Raw genomic sequence first — 16,223 nt, forward strand, 5'->3', positions numbered from 1 at the left:
CCTTGTCGTTAACCGATGACAATTACTTTAGGCAGCCTGCCTCGGAATGACTAGACTGCTGAATCGACATGCACTTAGTAGGTAGGCTTATCAATGGCGCGCTTCGATGACTTGGCCAGTTTTGCGGCCGTGGTACGCGCGGGCAGTTTCACCCGCGCGGCCGCACAGCTAGGGGTGACGCAATCCGCGCTCAGCCAGACCATCCGCACTTTGGAACGGAGACTGGACCTGAAGCTTCTCAACCGGACCACGCGCAGCGTTGCTCCCACCGAAGCGGGCGAACGCTTGTACCAAACTGATCGTCGCCGCAGCGCTGTCCGGGAACGGTCTGGCATGGCTGCCCCTCAATGCTGTCGAGGAACACGTTGCGCAGGGTAGGCTGGTGTCGGTACTTGACGAGTGGGCGACAACGTTTACCGGCTACCACGCTTACTACGCCAGTCGACGTGCCTCGCCCGCATTGATGTTGGTCGTGGAGGCGTTGCGGCCTCCAGAAAACCGGTGAAGGTATTGGGGCAGTGGAACCGTTATAGGTTGCAGATTGATGCAAATCAGCGATGCCTTGGCTGACGTGTCGATCTGCCCGTACTCCGTCACGGGCAAGGCGGAAAAAGCACGCTAGACTAAAAATCATGTGCGGCGCCCGGCAAGTCCGCATCAACCAGTACCTGGGTCTAGGCGTATGGGCTTCCAGGTTCAAGCGGGTCATTGGTGGCCCTGGGAGACGTGATGAGCAAGCTTCAGCAGTGGTTGAACTCGCAGGGTAGCACCCCGCTGTGGGTGGTCTTCTGGCTCTATGGCGTAGTGCTCAGCAATGTACTGTTTGGCCTGATCCTGATGGCCTTTAATCAGGTTGTCACGTCTCTGTTTGGCCTCATGTTGCTAAGTTTTGTGGTTTATACCGCTTGCGTGCTCAATGCTGTATGGCGCAATGCGGATAATGTCGGTGAGCCCATGTACGGTCAGATCGCTCGCTTTCTAACGGTGGCCTGGTCGATCAATGCGGTACTGGTTTCCGGTTTTCTCTTCCTGAGCCACCTGAATGCAGTGGTTTCCCCACTGCCGTTTCCCTTCTAATCCACAATAATTCAAGGCCCGCAATGCGGGCCTTGGACATTTGCTCAAATCAGCCGGAAGCAGCTCTTCGGATGTGCCTGCAAAATCAGGGGCGATTCACTGTGTGAAAAATCCGAGTGGAGCGTTCGCCTGCTGCCGCTGACCCCGTTATCTTCATGCACGCGAACTGTCGAGCCACTCCACTGACGTGCGCCAGGCGCAGATGCCCAAAAAATACGCTGACATCGCGAGCCACAGCCCTATCACCATCGGGTTGCTGGAGGGATGGTTTACAACCAGCGACAGGCTGCACAGTAGCCAAATGGACGTCACTGCAATGTTGATTGGCATGAACCGACGGACGCGGAAGGGGTGAAGGAATTTGATCCGGGTCAGGGTCAATAGTGCCAACCCGATAATGGTGATCAGCGTTAGCCAGGGCGTTGGGGAGATGATGTAAATACACAGGGTGACGACGTTCCACGCTGCAGGGAAGCCTTGAAAGTAGTTGTCCTTGCTCTTCATGTTCACGTTGCAGAAGCAAAAGAGCGACGACACCAGGATTAGCGATATGGTCAGCAGCAGCGTGTAGTCCGGCAGCGGGATATAGCGATAGATGAACAGGGCCGGGATAAATACATACGTCAGGTAGTCGATGACAAGATCCAGGACGGACCCGTCGAAACCCGGCAGTACGGATTGAACATTGACCTTGCGGGCCAGCGCACCGTCCAGTCCATCCACTATCAGAGCGACGCCTAACCACAGCAGGCAGGCTTTAGGTTGATTCTCGAATAATGCGATGGTCGCCAAAAAAGCAGTGACCACGCCGGTGGCGGTAAAACCATGGGCGCCCCATGCTTTGAGTCTGGCTATGCGTAGAGTCGATATCACGGGGACGTTCTCCAGGAAGTAAAGCAGTCCGGTGACCACCCTCGACGGGGTCACCGGAAAAGCAAGCTAGGTTGCAACTATCGACCGGGTATCCGGTGATAAGGTTCACCGGCAAGACGTATTTGGGGCTGCGACTCACTTTGTGGCTTGGCAGGACAGTACTTCTAAGCTGTGTTGCTCGCAGTGGCTGCGAGCGGCAAACAAAAAACTCTACAACTATGGCGTGGCTTCAAGGGAAGCCGGTCGAAAGGTCTCCCGCGGTTCGCTTTCGACCTCGGGCCTTACTCTTTGCCGCTTTCGATGGCGCGCTGGGCTTGCTCCAGTTTCTCGATATCGGCTTTGCTTAGCTGAGGCCGGTCGATCTTCAGGGTGATCTTGTTCAGCTTGCCGGTGAAGGTGAACGGCGGCAGATAATCGGCGTCGTTGACCCCGGTGAGGGTGTCAGAGCCGATATCCAGACTTTCGTCCCATGCCAGGGTGAAGGGCAAACTGTGGTCCATTTTGTGTTGATCCGCCACCTTGCCATCCACCTTGAGGGTGCCCATACCGCCGCGACCGACACCGGAGAAATTGTTGAACCCCAGAGTTTCAGCGCCCAGGCCGTCGTACTTGAAGTCGAACTCCAGCACATGCTTACCCGGCGTGAGTGCGTCGGCACCTTCCCAGCGCACTCGCTCCAGATCGATCAGGTTCCACAGGAACACCGGTTTACTCTTCAGGACATAGAAACCGTAGCCGGCGAAGCGTCCGCCTTGGGTGATCAGCATGCCTTCGGCGCCGTTTTGCGCAACCTCCACCTCGGCAGTGAAGGTGTAGGAGGTATTCAGCACGCTCGGCGCGTCACCATTGGGCGTACCAATCAGCGGATGGGTCCAGGTAAAAATATTGCGCCCGGCTGTAATGCTCGGTCTCGGGGCGATCATCCGTGGCAGTACCGAGGTATCCAGCGGCAGTACCTGATACTTGCGCGCCTCGTCCATAAACATGGCCTGCATCTGCTTGAGCTTTTCGGGATGTTGCGTCGCCAGATCGGTGGACTGCGAGTAGTCCTCGTTCAGGTTGTACAGCTCCCATTCCATCTTCATCGGATCGGTTGCTTTGGCGGTCATGTCCCACGGTGCCCGCACGACCTTGGTACTGGCGATCCAGCCGTCGTGATAGAGAGCATGGTCGCCCATCATCTCGAAGTACTGGGTCTTGTGGGTAGAGGGCGCTTCGGCGTTGGCCTTGTCGAAGGTGTAGAGCAGGCTGGTGCCCTCGATCGGTTTCTGGACAATGCCATTCACCAGCTTTGGCGCACTGATGCCGGCGGCCTCCAGGATGGTCGGTACGATGTCGATGACGTGGTGGAACTGGGAGCGGATGCCGCCCTTGTCAGTGATCCGCGCAGGCCAGGAAATCGCCATGCCCTGGCGCACGCCGCCCATGTGCGAAGCTACCTGCTTGACCCACGTGAAGGGCACATCGAAGGCCCAGGCCCAGCCAGCGGCCATGTGGTTATAGGTCTGGTCGGTGCCCCAGGCGTCATAGAATTTCTTCAGCTGCAACTCGACCGGTATTTGCACGCCGTTGAACATGGCGACTTCGTTGGGTGTACCGAACATCTGCCCTTCAGAGCTGGTGCCATTGTCGCCAGTGATATAGATGATCAGGGTGTTGTCCTGCTTGCCCATATCCTCGACAGTCTGGATCACCCGGCCAATCTCGTGGTCGGTGTAGGCCTCATAAGCGGCGAACACCTCAGCCTGGCGGATATACAGCTTCTTCTGGTCGGCGCTCAGGCTGTCCCATTCGGGTAGCAGATCTGTTGGCCAAGGCGTCAGCAGGGTATTCGGCGGGACCACGCCGAGCTTCTTCTGGTTGGCGAAAATGGTCTCGCGCAGCTGGTTCCAGCCGCCGTCGAAGAGGTGCATGTCGCTGATTTTCTTGATCCACTCCTGCGTCGGGTGGTGCGGCGCGTGGGTGCCTCCGGGCGCGTAGTAGACAAAGAACGGTCGGTCCGGCGTCAGCGCGTTCATGCGTTGCATGTAGTCGATCGCATCGTCGGCCATCCCCGTGGTCAGGTTCCAGCCGGGCTTGCCCTCGAACGGATAGATCGGTGTGGTGTTGCGGAACAGGTTGGGTTGCCACTGATTGGTGTCACCACCGACAAAACCGTAGAAGTACTCAAAGCCCATGCCGGTTGGCCACTGATCGAAGGGGCCGGCCTGGCTGGCCTGGAAGGCGGGAGTGTTGTGATCCTTGCCGAACCAGGAGGTGTGGTACCCATTCTCCTGCAGTATGCGGCCGACAGTCGCCGTGTCCTTTTCAATGACGCTGTCATAGCCGGGATAGCCGGTGGCGGCTTCTGAAACAGTCCCGAAGCCGACCGAGTGATGGTTGCGTCCGGTAATGAGCGCTGCGCGGGTAGGCGAGCACAGTGCGGTGGAGTTGAAGTCGTTGAAGCGCAGGCCGTTGGCCGCGATGCGATCCATGCTCGGCGTCGGGATCACCCCGCCAAAGGTACTGGACACACCATAGCCGGCGTCGTCGGTGATTATCAGCAACACATTCGGCGCGCCCTTGGGCGGGACTATCGTCGCCGGCCAGTAGGGTTTTGAGCTTTGCGCGATGTCCGTGATCGAGCCCTCGAACGGCAGGTCGGGCGGGGGTAGCTGCTGCCCGGAAATCACTCGGGTGGTGCTGGTTGCGCCGGGGGGGCCATTGAGTTGATCGGCGTGTGCGCAGCCGATGAATACACCGAGGCCAAGGGCTAGGCATCGTAGTAAGGGGTGGACAGTTCGCCGAGCTGAGGTTGAACGAGGGACACTCATCATGTGCTCCGGTGCGGGCATGCGCCGCTACGTGTCGGTTACTGCTCAGGCTGATGATAGCTTTTGGTTCAAATTTGGCTCGGGTTGTCCTGTTTTAACCGACAGCCGTAAGCCTGATCAATCTCGCCGTGCGGCTCGCTGGCGCTGAAGTTCTGGCGCTGTCTGTAACCCGTATGCCCTTTGACAAGAGAGGTACGGTGTCTATAACTGATCCTGACGTCAGAAAGGCTGAGCAATGACCTCAGCCTGAAGGAAACCAAGGGGCGCACAAATGCTTGTCAGGAAACGGCGCTGGGGCATTGCCATAGTCGCAGTCGGGGTAGTGTCTGCCTGCCTGGCTTTTGCTGTGAATCAGTACATTCGTGGTCCATCGCCTTTGACGCTGGGTGATGGGAAAAATGGCCCTTTGGATATGGTCTGGATTCCTCCCGGTGAATTCTTGATGGGGAGCGATCATAAGAAGGCGCGACCCAATGAGGGGCCTGCCCATAAGGTTCGACTCGATGGTTATTGGATTGACCGCAACGACGTTACCAACGCAGATTACGCCCGTTTTATTTCTGAAACACATTACGTGACCACTGCCGAACGCAAACCCAAATGGGATGATCTGAAAGTACAGCTATCACCTGGTACGCCAGAACCGGATGACAGCGTCATGGTGCCCGGGGCATTGGTTTTTGTGGGCGCAGACAGGCCAATCCCCCTGAATGATTTCAGCCAGTGGTGGGCGTTTGTCCAGGGGGCTGACTGGCGCCACCCGTCTGGCCCCGACAGTACAATCGAAGGCAAGGAAACCCATCCGGTCGTTCAGGTTTCACATGAGGATGCAGAGGCGTACGCAAAGTGGGCACACAAGCGCCTGTTGACCGAGGCTGAATGGGAATACGCCGCAAGAGGCGGGCTGGAACAAGCGGACTATGCATGGGGGAGTGATTTCACGCCGGGCGGCGAAAAGATGGCCAATACCTGGAATGAGGTACAACCGTTCCCTGTTACAGGGTCCCGCAATAAATTCAAGATTGGCACCCAGCCTGTAGGCAGTTACAGGCCCAACGCTTATGGGCTGTACGACATGTCAGGGAACGTTTGGCAGTGGATCGCCGATTGGTATCGCGCTGATGCGTTCAGAGTAGGGCTCAAGCTTCAGCCGGCTGGCGAAGTATCGTTTAACCCGATGGGTCCGCTCCAGAGTTATGACCCGGCACTCGGGGTAACAGCCAATGCACCGCAGCGTGTGATTCGCGGTGGATCTTTTCTTTGCAGTGACAGCTACTGCACGAGCTTTCGAACCAGCGCCAGGCAGGGGGCGGATCCGATGAATGCCATGTCGCACCTCGGGTTTCGCTTGGCGATGAGTAATGATCAATGGGGAAAAAGCCGCTGAATGCGATACGCAGGCGCGAAGAAGGTATAGCGGTTTATCAACGCGGTAGCGCCGCAACGACGTTCTGGCGGCTGGGGGAGGGCAGAGGGCAAACCGCGCAACACTTTGTTAGCGTGAAGACACGTTATGATGAGCCCGCCCGGCGCTGATCCTTCAAGTCACGGGCACGCCTTAGTCCCGGAGTCAGATACGTAATGTCCACCATCACCCTCTTTGAAACCCCGCCGCCCGAGTCCATCAAAAGCCAGATTTTGCAGATGGTCGTCGATTACGTAACCGACATTAGTATGGTGGCGATCGCACCGAGCAATCCCCTCTACAACCTGTATCAATACGGTATCGGATACGAGGTTCATCTCTATCTGGACGCTATGGACGGCTCCAAAGGTATTCCGGTCGAGTTGATCGTAGCGTTGGATGCTCAGGACCCTTGCGCAGTCGTCGGCTTCTTGCTGTATCTGCCAGTGAAGAACGATCCAGAAGCCTGTGCAGTGGCCTATATGGCTGTGCAGGCAAGTCACCGACGTCGGGGTGTTGCGCGCGCGATGCTGCAGGAAATGGTCGGTCGATACCCTCATGCCGAGCTGGCCTGCTTCGTTGCCAAGGTGCCGTATTTCGAGTCAATGAGGTTTCAGGTTGTGGGCGTGCGCGGTCCTCAGGTGCTCATGAATACCCGTGACCACGGTACGGACAGCCTGTTGGCGGTGCTGGACGTAGCGCCTATCTATAAAACTGTGGAGGTGCGGCAGATTCATACTTATCTGCTTCAGCAACATGGGAAAAAAGCGATGGTGGATGCCGAGAAGCAGCGCGACCGACATCTCGACCAAATGACACGTCACGCGAAGGCCTTTGTGCTGGAGCGTCTTGGAGAGGCTGCGGCGCAAAACAGCGGGCGTGGGCCACGCGTGCTCTAGGATGATGCGTTCAGGCACTCACTGCGAGCCGAACATAGCCGTCCAGTAAATCCCCGCATCACTCTTCGGATCAACCGCATAGGCTGCGCCCAGCTCGCGGAATTGTGGGTTCATCAGGTTGGCGCAGTGACCGGAGCTGGCGAGCCAGCCATCGACCACCTTGCGCGCGATGTCCTGCCCGGCGGCAATGTTTTCGCCGATTTGCTGACCGACGTAGCCTGCCAGTTCAGCCCGGTCGCCCGGTGTGTGGCCATCGCGGCCTTTATGATCAAAGAAGTTGTTGTTAGCCATTGCTCGGGCATGGTTCTCGGCTGCCGTCGCGAGCATCGCGTTCCAGGTCAGCGGTGTCGTGGCCGCAAAGGATTGGGCGCCGCACTGGCGCGGCCGCGTGCGTGCGGTGTTGATCATTTCGAGGAGCTTCTGTCCTTCCGCTTGCCAGTCGCCCAAGCGCCCAGCCAACATCGGACGCGCCAGCACGATGCGCCACTCACGGCCCTCCTGGCTCACGCCGATATCGACGAATTGCGGGTCCAGCACGACTTGGCAAAAGCTCTCTCGCACAGCCGTCATGGCCGACTGCGCATCACGCGGCCCGGACAGGCTGATCGCCTGCACGTTGACCATCGGATAGGTCGCCCGCGCCAGCGCCTGCTGCAGGTCTCCGACACTATTGGCGGGCAGGACCAGGCGCGGATCGGACGCTAGCGGTGGCAACTCCTGGGATGCCTGGCCCGCGCAGCGCTGCACTTGGCTGCGGTAAGCGTTGATCGACTCGACCAGTTGGGTGTCCTCGGTCGCCACGGCAGTGGCGGCGCACACCAGGCCCAGGGACAATGCGGCAATACGCATAACGGATGATAGGACGCGCATGGAAGTCTCTCTTTAACTGACTGCGCCCATGATGCGCGATTTCGCCCCACCTAGCGCAACGCCTTTTCACGTCGAACCGAAAATGTTTGGCAGATGCGACATATTTCGCGTCAGGTGACATCAAGTCAAAGGGTCAATCGTATTCCGCTTCCTGATGCTCTCCCAACAGACGCCGCTGACGTGGCGAGGCCGCCGCCAACACTATGGGGTTGAAGCGCCAGTGCAGATAGGGCGCGAATTTCTGCGCCACCATGCGCCGGCCGTAGTGCACCTGCAACAGGTAGCGCGTGCGGTCGAGGGTTTGGTTGTTGCTACCTGCGTGCCACAGTTCGCTGCGAAACATCAGTACGTCCCCGGCCCGGCACAGCACCGGCTGTGCAGTACAGCCTTGCCACTGGTTTTCACCGTCAGTCGGCGGACGCCCGGCCCGGTGGCTACCCGGGATAACCCGAGTGGGGCTGAGGTCTGCATCAATATCGTCGAGGTAGAGGTGCGCGGTGCAGATCTGCATCGGCAACTCGAACGAGGGGTCGCCCAGCAGGCTTTGCGGCAGCTCCATCACCAGGTAGTCCAGATGCAGTTCGGTACCGACGAAGCCGGGATGGCAGCGCCAGGCGGTCTGGCCGATGATGTGGCAATCGGTTCCTAGAGCAGCCTCGGCCAGCTCGATGATCCCGCTCAGGTCGAGAAACGGCAGCCACAACGGGTCGCGGTTGAACACGCACTTGTAATGATCGAGCAGGCCGCTGTAGTCCCAATGCTGCGGGTCAAGGCAGTCGATAGCCTTGCGCAGCGTGGTTATTTGCGAACCCTCCAGCACTCCGGGCAGCAGTACGAAGCCGTCTCGGTGCAACGCCTCAAGACGGCTGGCGGTCATTGATGACAATATCTCTGTGGCGGTCATGTCGCGCCCCCGGAAAACGCAGATAGCGCCAACTCATACTGGCACTGAGGGCTTTTCACCAGTGGCCGAGTGGTCAGCTGACAGCAAAAGCGTAGCATGTAGTCTGTTGGAATGATTTGACCACTACATGAGTCAAGAAGGTTCGACTATGCGCCTTATAGGGATAGCAATCTGCTTCGCAATAGCCCTTCTCGGGAAGCCGGCGATTGCGGCTGACCAAGAGCAAAATAAAGAAGCGGCGGTGGACAAAGCCCAGGTCCTGGAGCAGAAAGCTGCAGAGAAGGGGAGCGCGACACCTGCGCCCAAGGCCGAGGCCATCACGCAACCTGAAGCGCAGGCGGTCGATCCCGTAGGGAAAGCACCTTTGGACGATGCAATTACCTGTCTTGCACGCTCCGTCTACTGGGAAGCCAAAGGCGGGGCCTCTGCCGACATGGAAGCCGTCGCCAGCGTTGTCATGAACCGACTTGGCCATGAGGGTTTTCCAGATACGGTGTGCGCGGTGGTCAAGCAAGGCTCTGAAAAGCATGCCTGTCAGTTTTCGTGGTGGTGTGATGGGCGTTCGGATCAGGTAGAAGAGGACGCTCCTTATGCGATTGCCAAGGAAATAGCGCGAAAAGCGCTCAACCAAGAACTCACAGACCGAACCCACGGCGCTATGTATTTCCACGGCAAGAACGTGTCGCCCGACTGGGCCAAGGACTATATCAAAACAGCCGAGACCGGGAAGTTTCTCTTCTATAAGCCTCACGATGGCACAGCACGATAGGCCTTGGCTGAGCAGACAATACCTATCCGAATGGGCGGGGCGGGCGTCTACGAAACCAGAGGCCATTCGGCCAGCGGTCGATAGCGGCCTTTGTGCGACTCGAATAGGATGAGGTGTCTGGCGCTTAGGTGAAAGTCTGGTGGAGTGTTGGACTCAGGGACAGGTGCTCGATAGTCCCGCATCAAGGTCAGGTGAGGGCGAAACTCACGGGCGGCGTCCACAAACCCAAGGGGTAACAGCGCCTGTTGCAAGGCATAGACCAGCTGGCGTAAAACCCGTGGCGACTGTGCTGGAGCGAGTAATAAAACGTTGGATTGAGGCCATACATCCAGGCGGTCGAGAGGTACAGTCCACGGCCTGCCTGGCGTTCTAATCCGTGCGGCAGCGGCGCAGATGTCCGGGATTTGGCTCACAGCAACAGAGCCCAGAAACATCAGCGTCAAATGAAAATTTTCCGCAGGCACTGGGCGTCCGCCGCTTAGCTCAAGAGCGCTTCGCCATTGGGCGATGGCCCGGCGTTGTGCATCTGCGCAGGGCAGGGCGAAAAACAGACGCTTGAGCGGTTCGCCTTGCTCACGAGCTTCACGACCCATGCCTTGCCCCTCCAGGTCGCAGTTTGACTTGGTTGAAATGAGTGCCATTTGATCACTCACGATAGCGCAAAGCATCCGGTCAGGCTCACGCTACCGTAAGGCCCAGGCCGGACAGCAACATCCCGGCCTGGGCTCTCGAGATGATCGATCCCTTGAACAGCTTGGCGTCAGTCAGCTTCAGCCCTTGAAGACTGGTATCGCGCAGATCCGCATTGTCGAACCGCGCACCGTTCACTCGGGCATTGGCCAGGCTGCCACCGACGAACACCGCATGGCGAAAGTCGGCATCAGTCAGCTCCGCATCGGACAGATCAAGGTTGTCGATTTCCGTCTTGTAGAACGAGAACCCCGGCAAATACGCGCCAATAAGAAGCGTATCGCTGAACGTCATGCCAAGCGCCGACACTTGGGTGAAGTTGGCTTCGGTCAGCTTACAGCCGGTGAAGCTTGCCTGATTCGGCTCAGTGGGGAGGGTCGTACGCCTGCGGCGCTGTGCTGCATGTTGGTATCCAGGGCAAAGCTGTTAGCATGCTGGCTTCAAGCCATCATGGCGTGTCATTCGGAAAAGGAGTTTGCCCCCATGTCGCAAAACATCAGCATCGCCGTGATCGGCGCAGGCCGTACCGGCTCACCGCTGCTGCGTGAACTGCTGCAGTATGACTACATTCAGGTTCTCGGTGTCGCGGACCTTGATCCCAACTCCACCGGGATGACCTTGGCCCGCGAGCAGCAGATCCCCTGCTTCTCGGACCCGATAGCGATGGTCGAGGCCGTTGGCGAGGTGGATATCCTGGTTGAGGTCAGTGGTGATCGGGACCTAAAGGCAAAGATCAAGCAGCACTACGAAACTGCGGGCAACCGCCACACCATTATCTTGCATGACCTGGTGGCGCGGCTGGTGATTAGCCTCTGCGATCGTAGCCCGACCCTGGTGCCATCGCGACATCCCGACGATCACGGTATTGGCTGAGGGCGCGCGTTACGGGTAGAGATCCACCCAAAGCTGACGCCCAGGCTATGGAAAGTAAATCTACCCCGTTTTCCCGGGATCGATAAACCGGACAATAGCCTTACTCCTTGAGTGTTTTTTTCAGGTAGTAGCGCTGGTGTCCGGGCGGGCAATCTTCCAGCACGCCCATTATCTGGAAGCCCTGCTTCTGATAGAAGTCGGGCGCCTGGAAGCTGTAGGTGTAGAGGAACAAGCCCTTACAACCCCGACGTTGCGCTTCATCCTCTGCTCTCTTCAGCAACTTACCGCCTAGACCATGGCTGCGCAGGGTATCGTTCAACCAAAGATAGTCAATGTAGAGCCAGCCCATCCCGAAATGGCCGAACATGCCTCCTATTACCTGGCCGCCGCTATCGCGGGCATAGAGCTGGAAATCCTCGTAGGCGTAGGGGCCTATCTGCTCCACATTGAAGCGTTCCAGACCTTGGCGCACCACAGCCATGGCCTCGGCATCAGCGCCTAAGCTGAAACAGTAAGGGGTATCGGTCATAAGTTCTCCTGTGCGGCGTTGTCGGCAGAAATCAATACGCGGCATGATTGTAAACGCTGGATGGCGATGCTGCTTGCGCGACGACTCGCTTGCAAAACGCCGCGATCTCCAATGGATTGATCGGCCGACACGACTAATCCCCCTCGCAACTGATATTCACCCTGCAACTTTCCCGCAGGTTGCGCTCATGCATCAATAACCATTAGGGTTGACGACAACTGAGTCGCCCGGCGTGAATTACCCAAGGAGAGTTTTATGTCGTTCACCATTAATTCAATAAGTGCCGCCGACACAGACCAGGCAGCGGCGGCCTTATGTGAGTTGTGGCCGCGATACTCACCGGCTGAGATTACTTCGACAATCGACGAGTTACTTCGCCCCAATGGCTACAACCTTGTCGGGCTTTGGGAAGATGGTTCGACCTCAGCTGTAAGTGTATTGAGCTATAGGATTCAGTTTTCTCTCTGGTTAGGAAAGTCTTTCTACATAGTGGACATTGCGACCCTGCCTCAGTGGCGCGGCAAAGGCCATGCCTCGAAATTACTCGATTGGGCTGAGGCCGAAGCAGTGCGCCTGGGTTGCTCGGCCGTGCATCTTGACTCTGGGGTTGGCACGGATAGGAGCGCAGCTCATCGACTCTACATGCAGCGCCACTATCAGATTTCCTGCCATCACTTTTTGAAACGGCTGGCCTGAAACGGCCTGTGTTTTTCTAGCCTTCTGAATGAACTGCACGGGCTGTGTGAAAGCGCACAGCTTGGTGATTGGGGGTAACCCGGTCATTTGATGAGGGGCAGAACGTGATCTCGTGTCAATGGCGCCAGCTCCAGGATCAGGGGTTGGTGTGCATCAACCCACACAGCTTCCTCGATTTCGGCAGCGGGTATGACATCGCCCTCGATCCTGACCTCGAACAGTTCGCAGCGGACTTCGAAGCCAGGTTCGTTGGCGGCGGGCGCGCTGAATCGCCCGAGATACCGGGTGCTTGCAGAATCGATGGTTATTCCCAGTTCTTCATTCAGTTCACGCACCAGGGCCTGCTCCGGACGTTCGTTGGGTTCAATCTTGCCACCGGGTTGCATGAAGGCGGTGGTGCCGCGTTTTCGCACCAGCAGGGCTTTCCCTTGTGGGTTGAGTAAGAGAGCGGCTGCAATGTGGATAACGCTTGGCATGTCATGTCCCCTTGGGTAAGCACGATCAGAGCAACATTGCTCAAGGCGGGTGTTGATTTTAAAAATTGGAGTTTTGCAATATTCAGGGTGAATCGTCGGATTATTATCGTTATCTGAGTTGTAAGTTTTTAAAAAAGAGGTTTCTCTTTAGTCAGTTGATTATACATCTTTACTCTTCGGTGACTGCCCGCATAACCGCCCATGGCTGAAATTGTCCCACCCTGGATATGATCAAGGTAGCTGAATATTTTCCGTGGGGACAAAAAAACAATCTGATATCCCCACGCGGCCATTCTATCTTGTAGTTCATAGCCGGGGTTGCGGTCGTCCGTCAGGAAGTGCAGCCCGTGCTTTTTAATCAATCGCACATTCCACAGGGTACAAAAGCTCTTTAAATGTTTTTCTCTGAACGGTTTCGGTTCTTTTGCGTTCAGGCCCAACGCTCGCAAGCTACGCCGAACGTAGTGTTTGATAAAACGGGTAGCCAAGCGCCAGGCCGATCGACCCATGCCTCGATTCAACTGTTCTACACATCCAACAGCCGCAACCTCACGTGGACCCGTACACTGGCCGATCATCATGGAAAAAACATTCAGATCATAAATGAGCGTATCGGTATGCAACAAAAATACGTATTCAGTATCGATCTTATCCAACGCAGTATCCAGCGCCCGACCGTGGGCAACGCTTCCGGCCTCAGGCGTGGTTTTTTTGCGCTCAATCAGGTTGATCCAGTTCAACGTGCGCAGGTACTCACTGCTCGCGTCGTCCGAGTAGTTATCCACGACCCAGACGGGTGTTCCAGAATCTTGCAACCCCTGGCGCAACAGGTCCAAACACGCCTTGGTAAGCTCAAGTGATTTGTAATTAACCAACACAACACTGTAGTTTGTCTTGGTTGGAGTGGAATGGGACATTGTTCGTCAAACCTCTATCACTTTATTTTTTGTTACCGATGGCTTGGCCGTTTTCAATACACCTCTGGCCAACGTGTTTGTCTCCGTGAGTGCATTAAGCGTCACCGCCAAACGCGAATCAAACAGTCGACTCAAGGCAGATTTCCGATACAGCGCCTAACTCCGTTGATAGGGAGTATCAAGCAAGCGGTGAACATTAATGTCAGCGATTGGTAAAGTATCAGTAAAGAGGCGGTCACTTGGAATCGACCACAACCCTGTCCAATGCCCACTGAGGCCATCGCCAAGTCACCTGGGTGCCGGACTGTTTGGACGATTACGTGGCGGAAGAAAATTCGGTGCGTATGGTCGATGTTTTTGTCGATGAACTCACCTTGGGGCACTCGGGTTTGAGGGTGTCGATCCTGCTGCAACTGGTCGTCGGGCTAACCACCCAGCGGTCTTGCTGAAGATCTATATCTACGACTATCTCAATCGGATTCAGTTCAGCCGTCTGGATGCGGTTGTGGCGGTGCTGATTTGTACCAGCGGATAAACCAAGCGGCGAGCGGCGTCCACATTTGCAAAACCATTCGTGGGCCATTGCGGGCAATATTTCAGGGTTCTAAACAGCAATTCTGAGTAGGGGTGTCATTGCTTACCGCATTGAACTCAAAGGCGAATCGATGCGCAGGCGCTCGACGAAATTGACGACAGCGGGTACTTCAGGTTAACAATGCGAACCTGCGTCGCTGCGACTGCCTGTCCACGTGAATGTGGAACGAGTGCCCATGTGGCGTGGAATCCGCAGGTGGAAACCGGGGCCGACTTTTTCAGGCTGCGAGACTTCGAGGTTAGCAGTCACTTCAGAGCTTATTTACCACGTTGAGTGGTTATTCGGTTCTGCGTTGACGGTGCAGCTTTGTCAGTGGGTTGATTGGAGGTTTTTTGGTAAATTCAGGCACACCTATCCCGTAGTTGGCGGCCAGTGGGATTTCAGTTTGGCCAGCCTTCTCAAGTTTTGTATCGCTGCCGCTAACGTGAACTCATCGCTCGCACCGCTCATACCTCGCAATCGCAAGCGATCCACTTTCAAGATTCGCTCGAGGTGAGCGAACAACATTTCGACTTTCTTCCGTTCGTGGCGGGAGCACACATATTGCGGCGTCGCGGCTATTCGCCGAGCAACATCGCGCGCCTCTTCATTCCATTGAAAGTCGGTACTCGAGAGACTGCCGTTTTTACGCTCGGTTTTGTCCCAAACCGGCACATGTGGCTCGATATCTTTTTCCTCCACCATCCAAGCCAGCCGGCGCCTTGCCTAGCGCTGCAGTGATGAACGGCATTACCTTGTTGTGCGGCGGTGTGCTTCTTGTAGCGCGTATTTTCCGCCAACAGAGGTAGGGTAGTGGTCGCAAGAGGAAGGCTGCTCAGCGCCGCCCACACCACGGATAAACCAACAGTGAAATCCCGACAGCCAGCAATGCCCCACCAAGGCTGTTACAGACCCGAAGAATGCTCAGCCCCAGTTCCGACGCAGACGGCTGGCCCAGCTCTGCAACGAGAATAAAGTGCGGTGTCAGAAACAGTATGTAGGCTCTGTAACTGATAGATCGCCCTGCCAGCGTGCCAATCGAGAGCGGCAGGATCAGCGCTGCCAATAACAGGGGCGAGTGAATGAACGACCCCAGGGCGGCGGCCAACAGGCTGCCGAGCAAGGTGCCTGCGACCCGTTCAAGCGAGGTTTTCAAGGTGCCGGAAAACTTGGGCTGCATGATGAAAAATACCGTCAAGGTCATCCAGTAGCCATGGTCCAGCCTCCAGTATTGGACGAGCCCCACCGAGATCGCCGCCGCCAAGCCGACACGCAGCCCGTGAAGGGTGAGGTCAGACGTAAGCGTGAAGCTCGCCTGGGCAGCCTCTGTTATTGAAGTTGCATGGGGCTTTTCAATGCGCCACAGCAGCAGGGCAAAGCCCGTGGCCCACAGATTGCCGTAGAGAAAGTAAGTGGCGTAGGTCATGCCGTGGGCAAAGTCTTTACCGGGGAAAGCGGTTGAAACCGCGAAGGCCGTCGCCGCCAACAGGGCAGGCAACCCGATTCGCGTTCCGCCGCCTTGGGCCACGGCGCCGCCAAAACCTGTGATCGCGGCGAGCACGATCACGACGGGCGGATAGGCGACCGTCCAGGCGCCGAGCCCCGAAGCCAGGGCGCCCGCGACACCGAATGATAGGGCGAGTGACAGTCGCGTCCAAAAGCCTCCAGTCACCAGCGACAGGTAGGTCCAGAAGGCGGCAATCGCTGACCAGCTGAACAAAGGGTTATGCAGATAAGCCGCCAGCAACGCGGGAGCGGTACAGACAATACCTCCGCACACGACCTCGCCCACAGGGATATCGTGCAGCCTACGCAGTGATTGGAGCGCTTTGGCGGGCAATGAATGCTGCATGGCGGC

At 57.0% G+C, this 16,223-nt stretch carries 16 protein-coding genes and 4 pseudogenes; 9 read left to right on the forward strand and 11 right to left on the reverse strand.

Annotation, left to right across the window (positions count from 1 at the left end):
- Window positions 1-93 precede the first annotated feature (93 nt).
- A pseudogene (locus QN399_RS07455) lies at window positions 94-505 on the forward strand (LysR family transcriptional regulator).
- A 224-nt stretch (window positions 506-729) separates the two neighbouring features.
- Window positions 730-1,077 (forward strand): hypothetical protein, encoded by a 348-nt coding sequence (locus QN399_RS07460; protein ID WP_322179056.1) that lies wholly within the window; start codon window positions 730-732, stop codon window positions 1,075-1,077.
- Window positions 1,078-1,230: 153 nt separating this feature from the next.
- On the opposite strand, the gene pcsA is transcribed toward QN399_RS07460, so the two are convergent.
- Both pcsA and QN399_RS07470 read right to left on the reverse strand, forming a co-directional pair.
- Window positions 1,231-1,950 carry a phosphatidylcholine synthase gene (gene pcsA / locus QN399_RS07465; protein WP_322179057.1) on the reverse strand — a complete coding sequence of 240 codons (720 nt, stop codon included), beginning with the start codon at window positions 1,948-1,950 and terminating at the stop codon, window positions 1,231-1,233.
- Window positions 1,951-2,231: 281 nt separating this feature from the next.
- Window positions 2,232-4,763 (reverse strand): arylsulfatase, encoded by a 2,532-nt coding sequence (locus QN399_RS07470; protein WP_330200769.1) that lies wholly within the window; start codon window positions 4,761-4,763, stop codon window positions 2,232-2,234.
- A 346-nt stretch (window positions 4,764-5,109) separates the two neighbouring features.
- Here QN399_RS07470 and QN399_RS07475 point away from each other — a divergent pair, with 346 nt between their 5' ends.
- Window positions 5,110-6,150: a formylglycine-generating enzyme family protein gene (locus tag QN399_RS07475; protein WP_322179059.1), complete on the forward strand. Its 1,041-nt coding sequence runs from the start codon at window positions 5,110-5,112 to the stop codon at window positions 6,148-6,150.
- Window positions 6,151-6,344: 194 nt separating this feature from the next.
- The gene (locus QN399_RS07480; RefSeq protein ID WP_322179060.1) at window positions 6,345-7,067 is read left to right on the forward strand and encodes a GNAT family N-acetyltransferase; all 723 of its coding nucleotides are present in this window, start codon (window positions 6,345-6,347) and stop codon (window positions 7,065-7,067) included.
- Between the two features lie 18 nt (window positions 7,068-7,085).
- Here the strand turns inward: QN399_RS07480 and QN399_RS07485 are convergent, their stop codons facing one another.
- Together QN399_RS07485 and QN399_RS07490 are read right to left on the reverse strand one after the other, a co-directional pair.
- Complete coding sequence (locus tag QN399_RS07485; protein WP_322216547.1) at window positions 7,086-7,937, reverse strand: CAP domain-containing protein; 852 nt, start codon at window positions 7,935-7,937, stop codon at window positions 7,086-7,088.
- A 133-nt stretch (window positions 7,938-8,070) separates the two neighbouring features.
- A complete protein-coding gene (locus QN399_RS07490) occupies window positions 8,071-8,841 on the reverse strand; it encodes a phytanoyl-CoA dioxygenase family protein (RefSeq protein ID WP_330200770.1) in 771 nt (256 codons plus the stop codon).
- Between the two features lie 148 nt (window positions 8,842-8,989).
- Between QN399_RS07490 and QN399_RS07495 the strand changes: the two genes are divergently transcribed.
- Window positions 8,990-9,610, forward strand: coding sequence for a cell wall hydrolase (locus QN399_RS07495; RefSeq protein ID WP_322183137.1), 621 nt, complete (start codon window positions 8,990-8,992; stop codon window positions 9,608-9,610).
- 47 nt (window positions 9,611-9,657) lie between these two features.
- On the opposite strand, the gene thpR is transcribed toward QN399_RS07495, so the two are convergent.
- Both thpR and QN399_RS07505 read right to left on the reverse strand, forming a co-directional pair.
- Complete coding sequence (thpR, locus tag QN399_RS07500; RefSeq protein ID WP_322217789.1) at window positions 9,658-10,203, reverse strand: RNA 2',3'-cyclic phosphodiesterase; 546 nt, start codon at window positions 10,201-10,203, stop codon at window positions 9,658-9,660.
- 85 nt (window positions 10,204-10,288) lie between these two features.
- Complete coding sequence (locus QN399_RS07505; RefSeq protein WP_322179063.1) at window positions 10,289-10,594, reverse strand: pentapeptide repeat-containing protein; 306 nt, start codon at window positions 10,592-10,594, stop codon at window positions 10,289-10,291.
- 189 nt (window positions 10,595-10,783) lie between these two features.
- Between QN399_RS07505 and QN399_RS07510 the strand changes: the two genes are divergently transcribed.
- Window positions 10,784-11,173, forward strand: a complete 390-nt coding sequence (locus tag QN399_RS07510) for a hypothetical protein (protein ID WP_322179064.1) — start codon at window positions 10,784-10,786, stop codon at window positions 11,171-11,173.
- A 100-nt stretch (window positions 11,174-11,273) separates the two neighbouring features.
- Here the strand turns inward: QN399_RS07510 and QN399_RS07515 are convergent, their stop codons facing one another.
- Entirely contained in the window at window positions 11,274-11,702 is a 429-nt protein-coding gene (locus QN399_RS07515) for a GNAT family N-acetyltransferase (protein WP_322179065.1), read from the reverse strand.
- 255 nt (window positions 11,703-11,957) lie between these two features.
- On the opposite strand from QN399_RS07515, the gene QN399_RS07520 reads away from it, so the two are divergent.
- A complete protein-coding gene (locus tag QN399_RS07520) occupies window positions 11,958-12,398 on the forward strand; it encodes a GNAT family N-acetyltransferase (protein WP_322179066.1) in 441 nt (146 codons plus the stop codon).
- A gap of 83 nt (window positions 12,399-12,481) precedes the next feature.
- Here QN399_RS07520 and QN399_RS07525 read toward each other — a convergent pair whose 3' ends face one another.
- Window positions 12,482-12,874, reverse strand: coding sequence for an NUDIX domain-containing protein (locus QN399_RS07525; RefSeq protein ID WP_322179067.1), 393 nt, complete (start codon window positions 12,872-12,874; stop codon window positions 12,482-12,484).
- Window positions 12,875-13,002: 128 nt separating this feature from the next.
- Entirely contained in the window at window positions 13,003-13,791 is a 789-nt protein-coding gene (locus QN399_RS07530; RefSeq protein WP_322179068.1) for a glycosyltransferase, read from the reverse strand.
- 296 nt (window positions 13,792-14,087) lie between these two features.
- On the opposite strand from QN399_RS07530, the pseudogene QN399_RS07535 reads away from it, so the two are divergent.
- Together QN399_RS07535 and QN399_RS07540 are read left to right on the forward strand one after the other, a co-directional pair.
- Window positions 14,088-14,290: pseudogene (locus tag QN399_RS07535) on the forward strand (IS5/IS1182 family transposase); the annotation flags it as partial.
- Window positions 14,291-14,402: 112 nt separating this feature from the next.
- A pseudogene (locus tag QN399_RS07540) lies at window positions 14,403-14,504 on the forward strand (AAA family ATPase); the annotation flags it as partial.
- Window positions 14,505-14,737: 233 nt separating this feature from the next.
- Here QN399_RS07540 and QN399_RS07545 read toward each other — a convergent pair.
- Together QN399_RS07545 and QN399_RS07550 are read right to left on the reverse strand one after the other, a co-directional pair.
- A pseudogene (locus QN399_RS07545) lies at window positions 14,738-15,079 on the reverse strand (transposase); the annotation flags it as partial.
- Between the two features lie 121 nt (window positions 15,080-15,200).
- Window positions 15,201-16,217, reverse strand: a complete 1,017-nt coding sequence (locus QN399_RS07550; RefSeq protein ID WP_322179069.1) for an FUSC family protein — start codon at window positions 16,215-16,217, stop codon at window positions 15,201-15,203.
- Between the last annotated feature and the right edge of the window lie 6 nt (window positions 16,218-16,223).

The organism is Pseudomonas sp. 10C3, assembly GCF_036346185.1.
Taxonomy (GTDB): Bacteria; Pseudomonadota; Gammaproteobacteria; order Pseudomonadales; family Pseudomonadaceae; genus Aquipseudomonas.

Excerpts from the sequence above, each read along its gene's own strand:
- QN399_RS07460 (WP_322179056.1), top strand. The coding sequence starts at position 730 with ATGAGCAAGCTTCAGCAGTGGTTGAACTCGCAGGGTAGCACCCCGCTG.
- QN399_RS07470 (WP_330200769.1), bottom strand. The coding sequence starts at position 4,763 with ATGAGTGTCCCTCGTTCAACCTCAGCTCGGCGAACTGTCCACCCCTTA.
- QN399_RS07480 (WP_322179060.1), top strand. The coding sequence starts at position 6,345 with ATGTCCACCATCACCCTCTTTGAAACCCCGCCGCCCGAGTCCATCAAA.
- QN399_RS07485 (WP_322216547.1), bottom strand. The coding sequence starts at position 7,937 with ATGCGCGTCCTATCATCCGTTATGCGTATTGCCGCATTGTCCCTGGGC.
- QN399_RS07490 (WP_330200770.1), bottom strand. The coding sequence starts at position 8,841 with ATGACCGCCACAGAGATATTGTCATCAATGACCGCCAGCCGTCTTGAG.
- QN399_RS07495 (WP_322183137.1), top strand. The coding sequence starts at position 8,990 with ATGCGCCTTATAGGGATAGCAATCTGCTTCGCAATAGCCCTTCTCGGG.
- thpR (WP_322217789.1), bottom strand. The coding sequence starts at position 10,203 with ATGGGTCGTGAAGCTCGTGAGCAAGGCGAACCGCTCAAGCGTCTGTTT.
- QN399_RS07505 (WP_322179063.1), bottom strand. The coding sequence starts at position 10,594 with ATGACGTTCAGCGATACGCTTCTTATTGGCGCGTATTTGCCGGGGTTC.
- QN399_RS07510 (WP_322179064.1), top strand. The coding sequence starts at position 10,784 with ATGTCGCAAAACATCAGCATCGCCGTGATCGGCGCAGGCCGTACCGGC.
- QN399_RS07515 (WP_322179065.1), bottom strand. The coding sequence starts at position 11,702 with ATGACCGATACCCCTTACTGTTTCAGCTTAGGCGCTGATGCCGAGGCC.
- QN399_RS07520 (WP_322179066.1), top strand. The coding sequence starts at position 11,958 with ATGTCGTTCACCATTAATTCAATAAGTGCCGCCGACACAGACCAGGCA.
- QN399_RS07525 (WP_322179067.1), bottom strand. The coding sequence starts at position 12,874 with ATGCCAAGCGTTATCCACATTGCAGCCGCTCTCTTACTCAACCCACAA.
- QN399_RS07530 (WP_322179068.1), bottom strand. The coding sequence starts at position 13,791 with ATGTCCCATTCCACTCCAACCAAGACAAACTACAGTGTTGTGTTGGTT.
- QN399_RS07550 (WP_322179069.1), bottom strand. The coding sequence starts at position 16,217 with ATGCAGCATTCATTGCCCGCCAAAGCGCTCCAATCACTGCGTAGGCTG.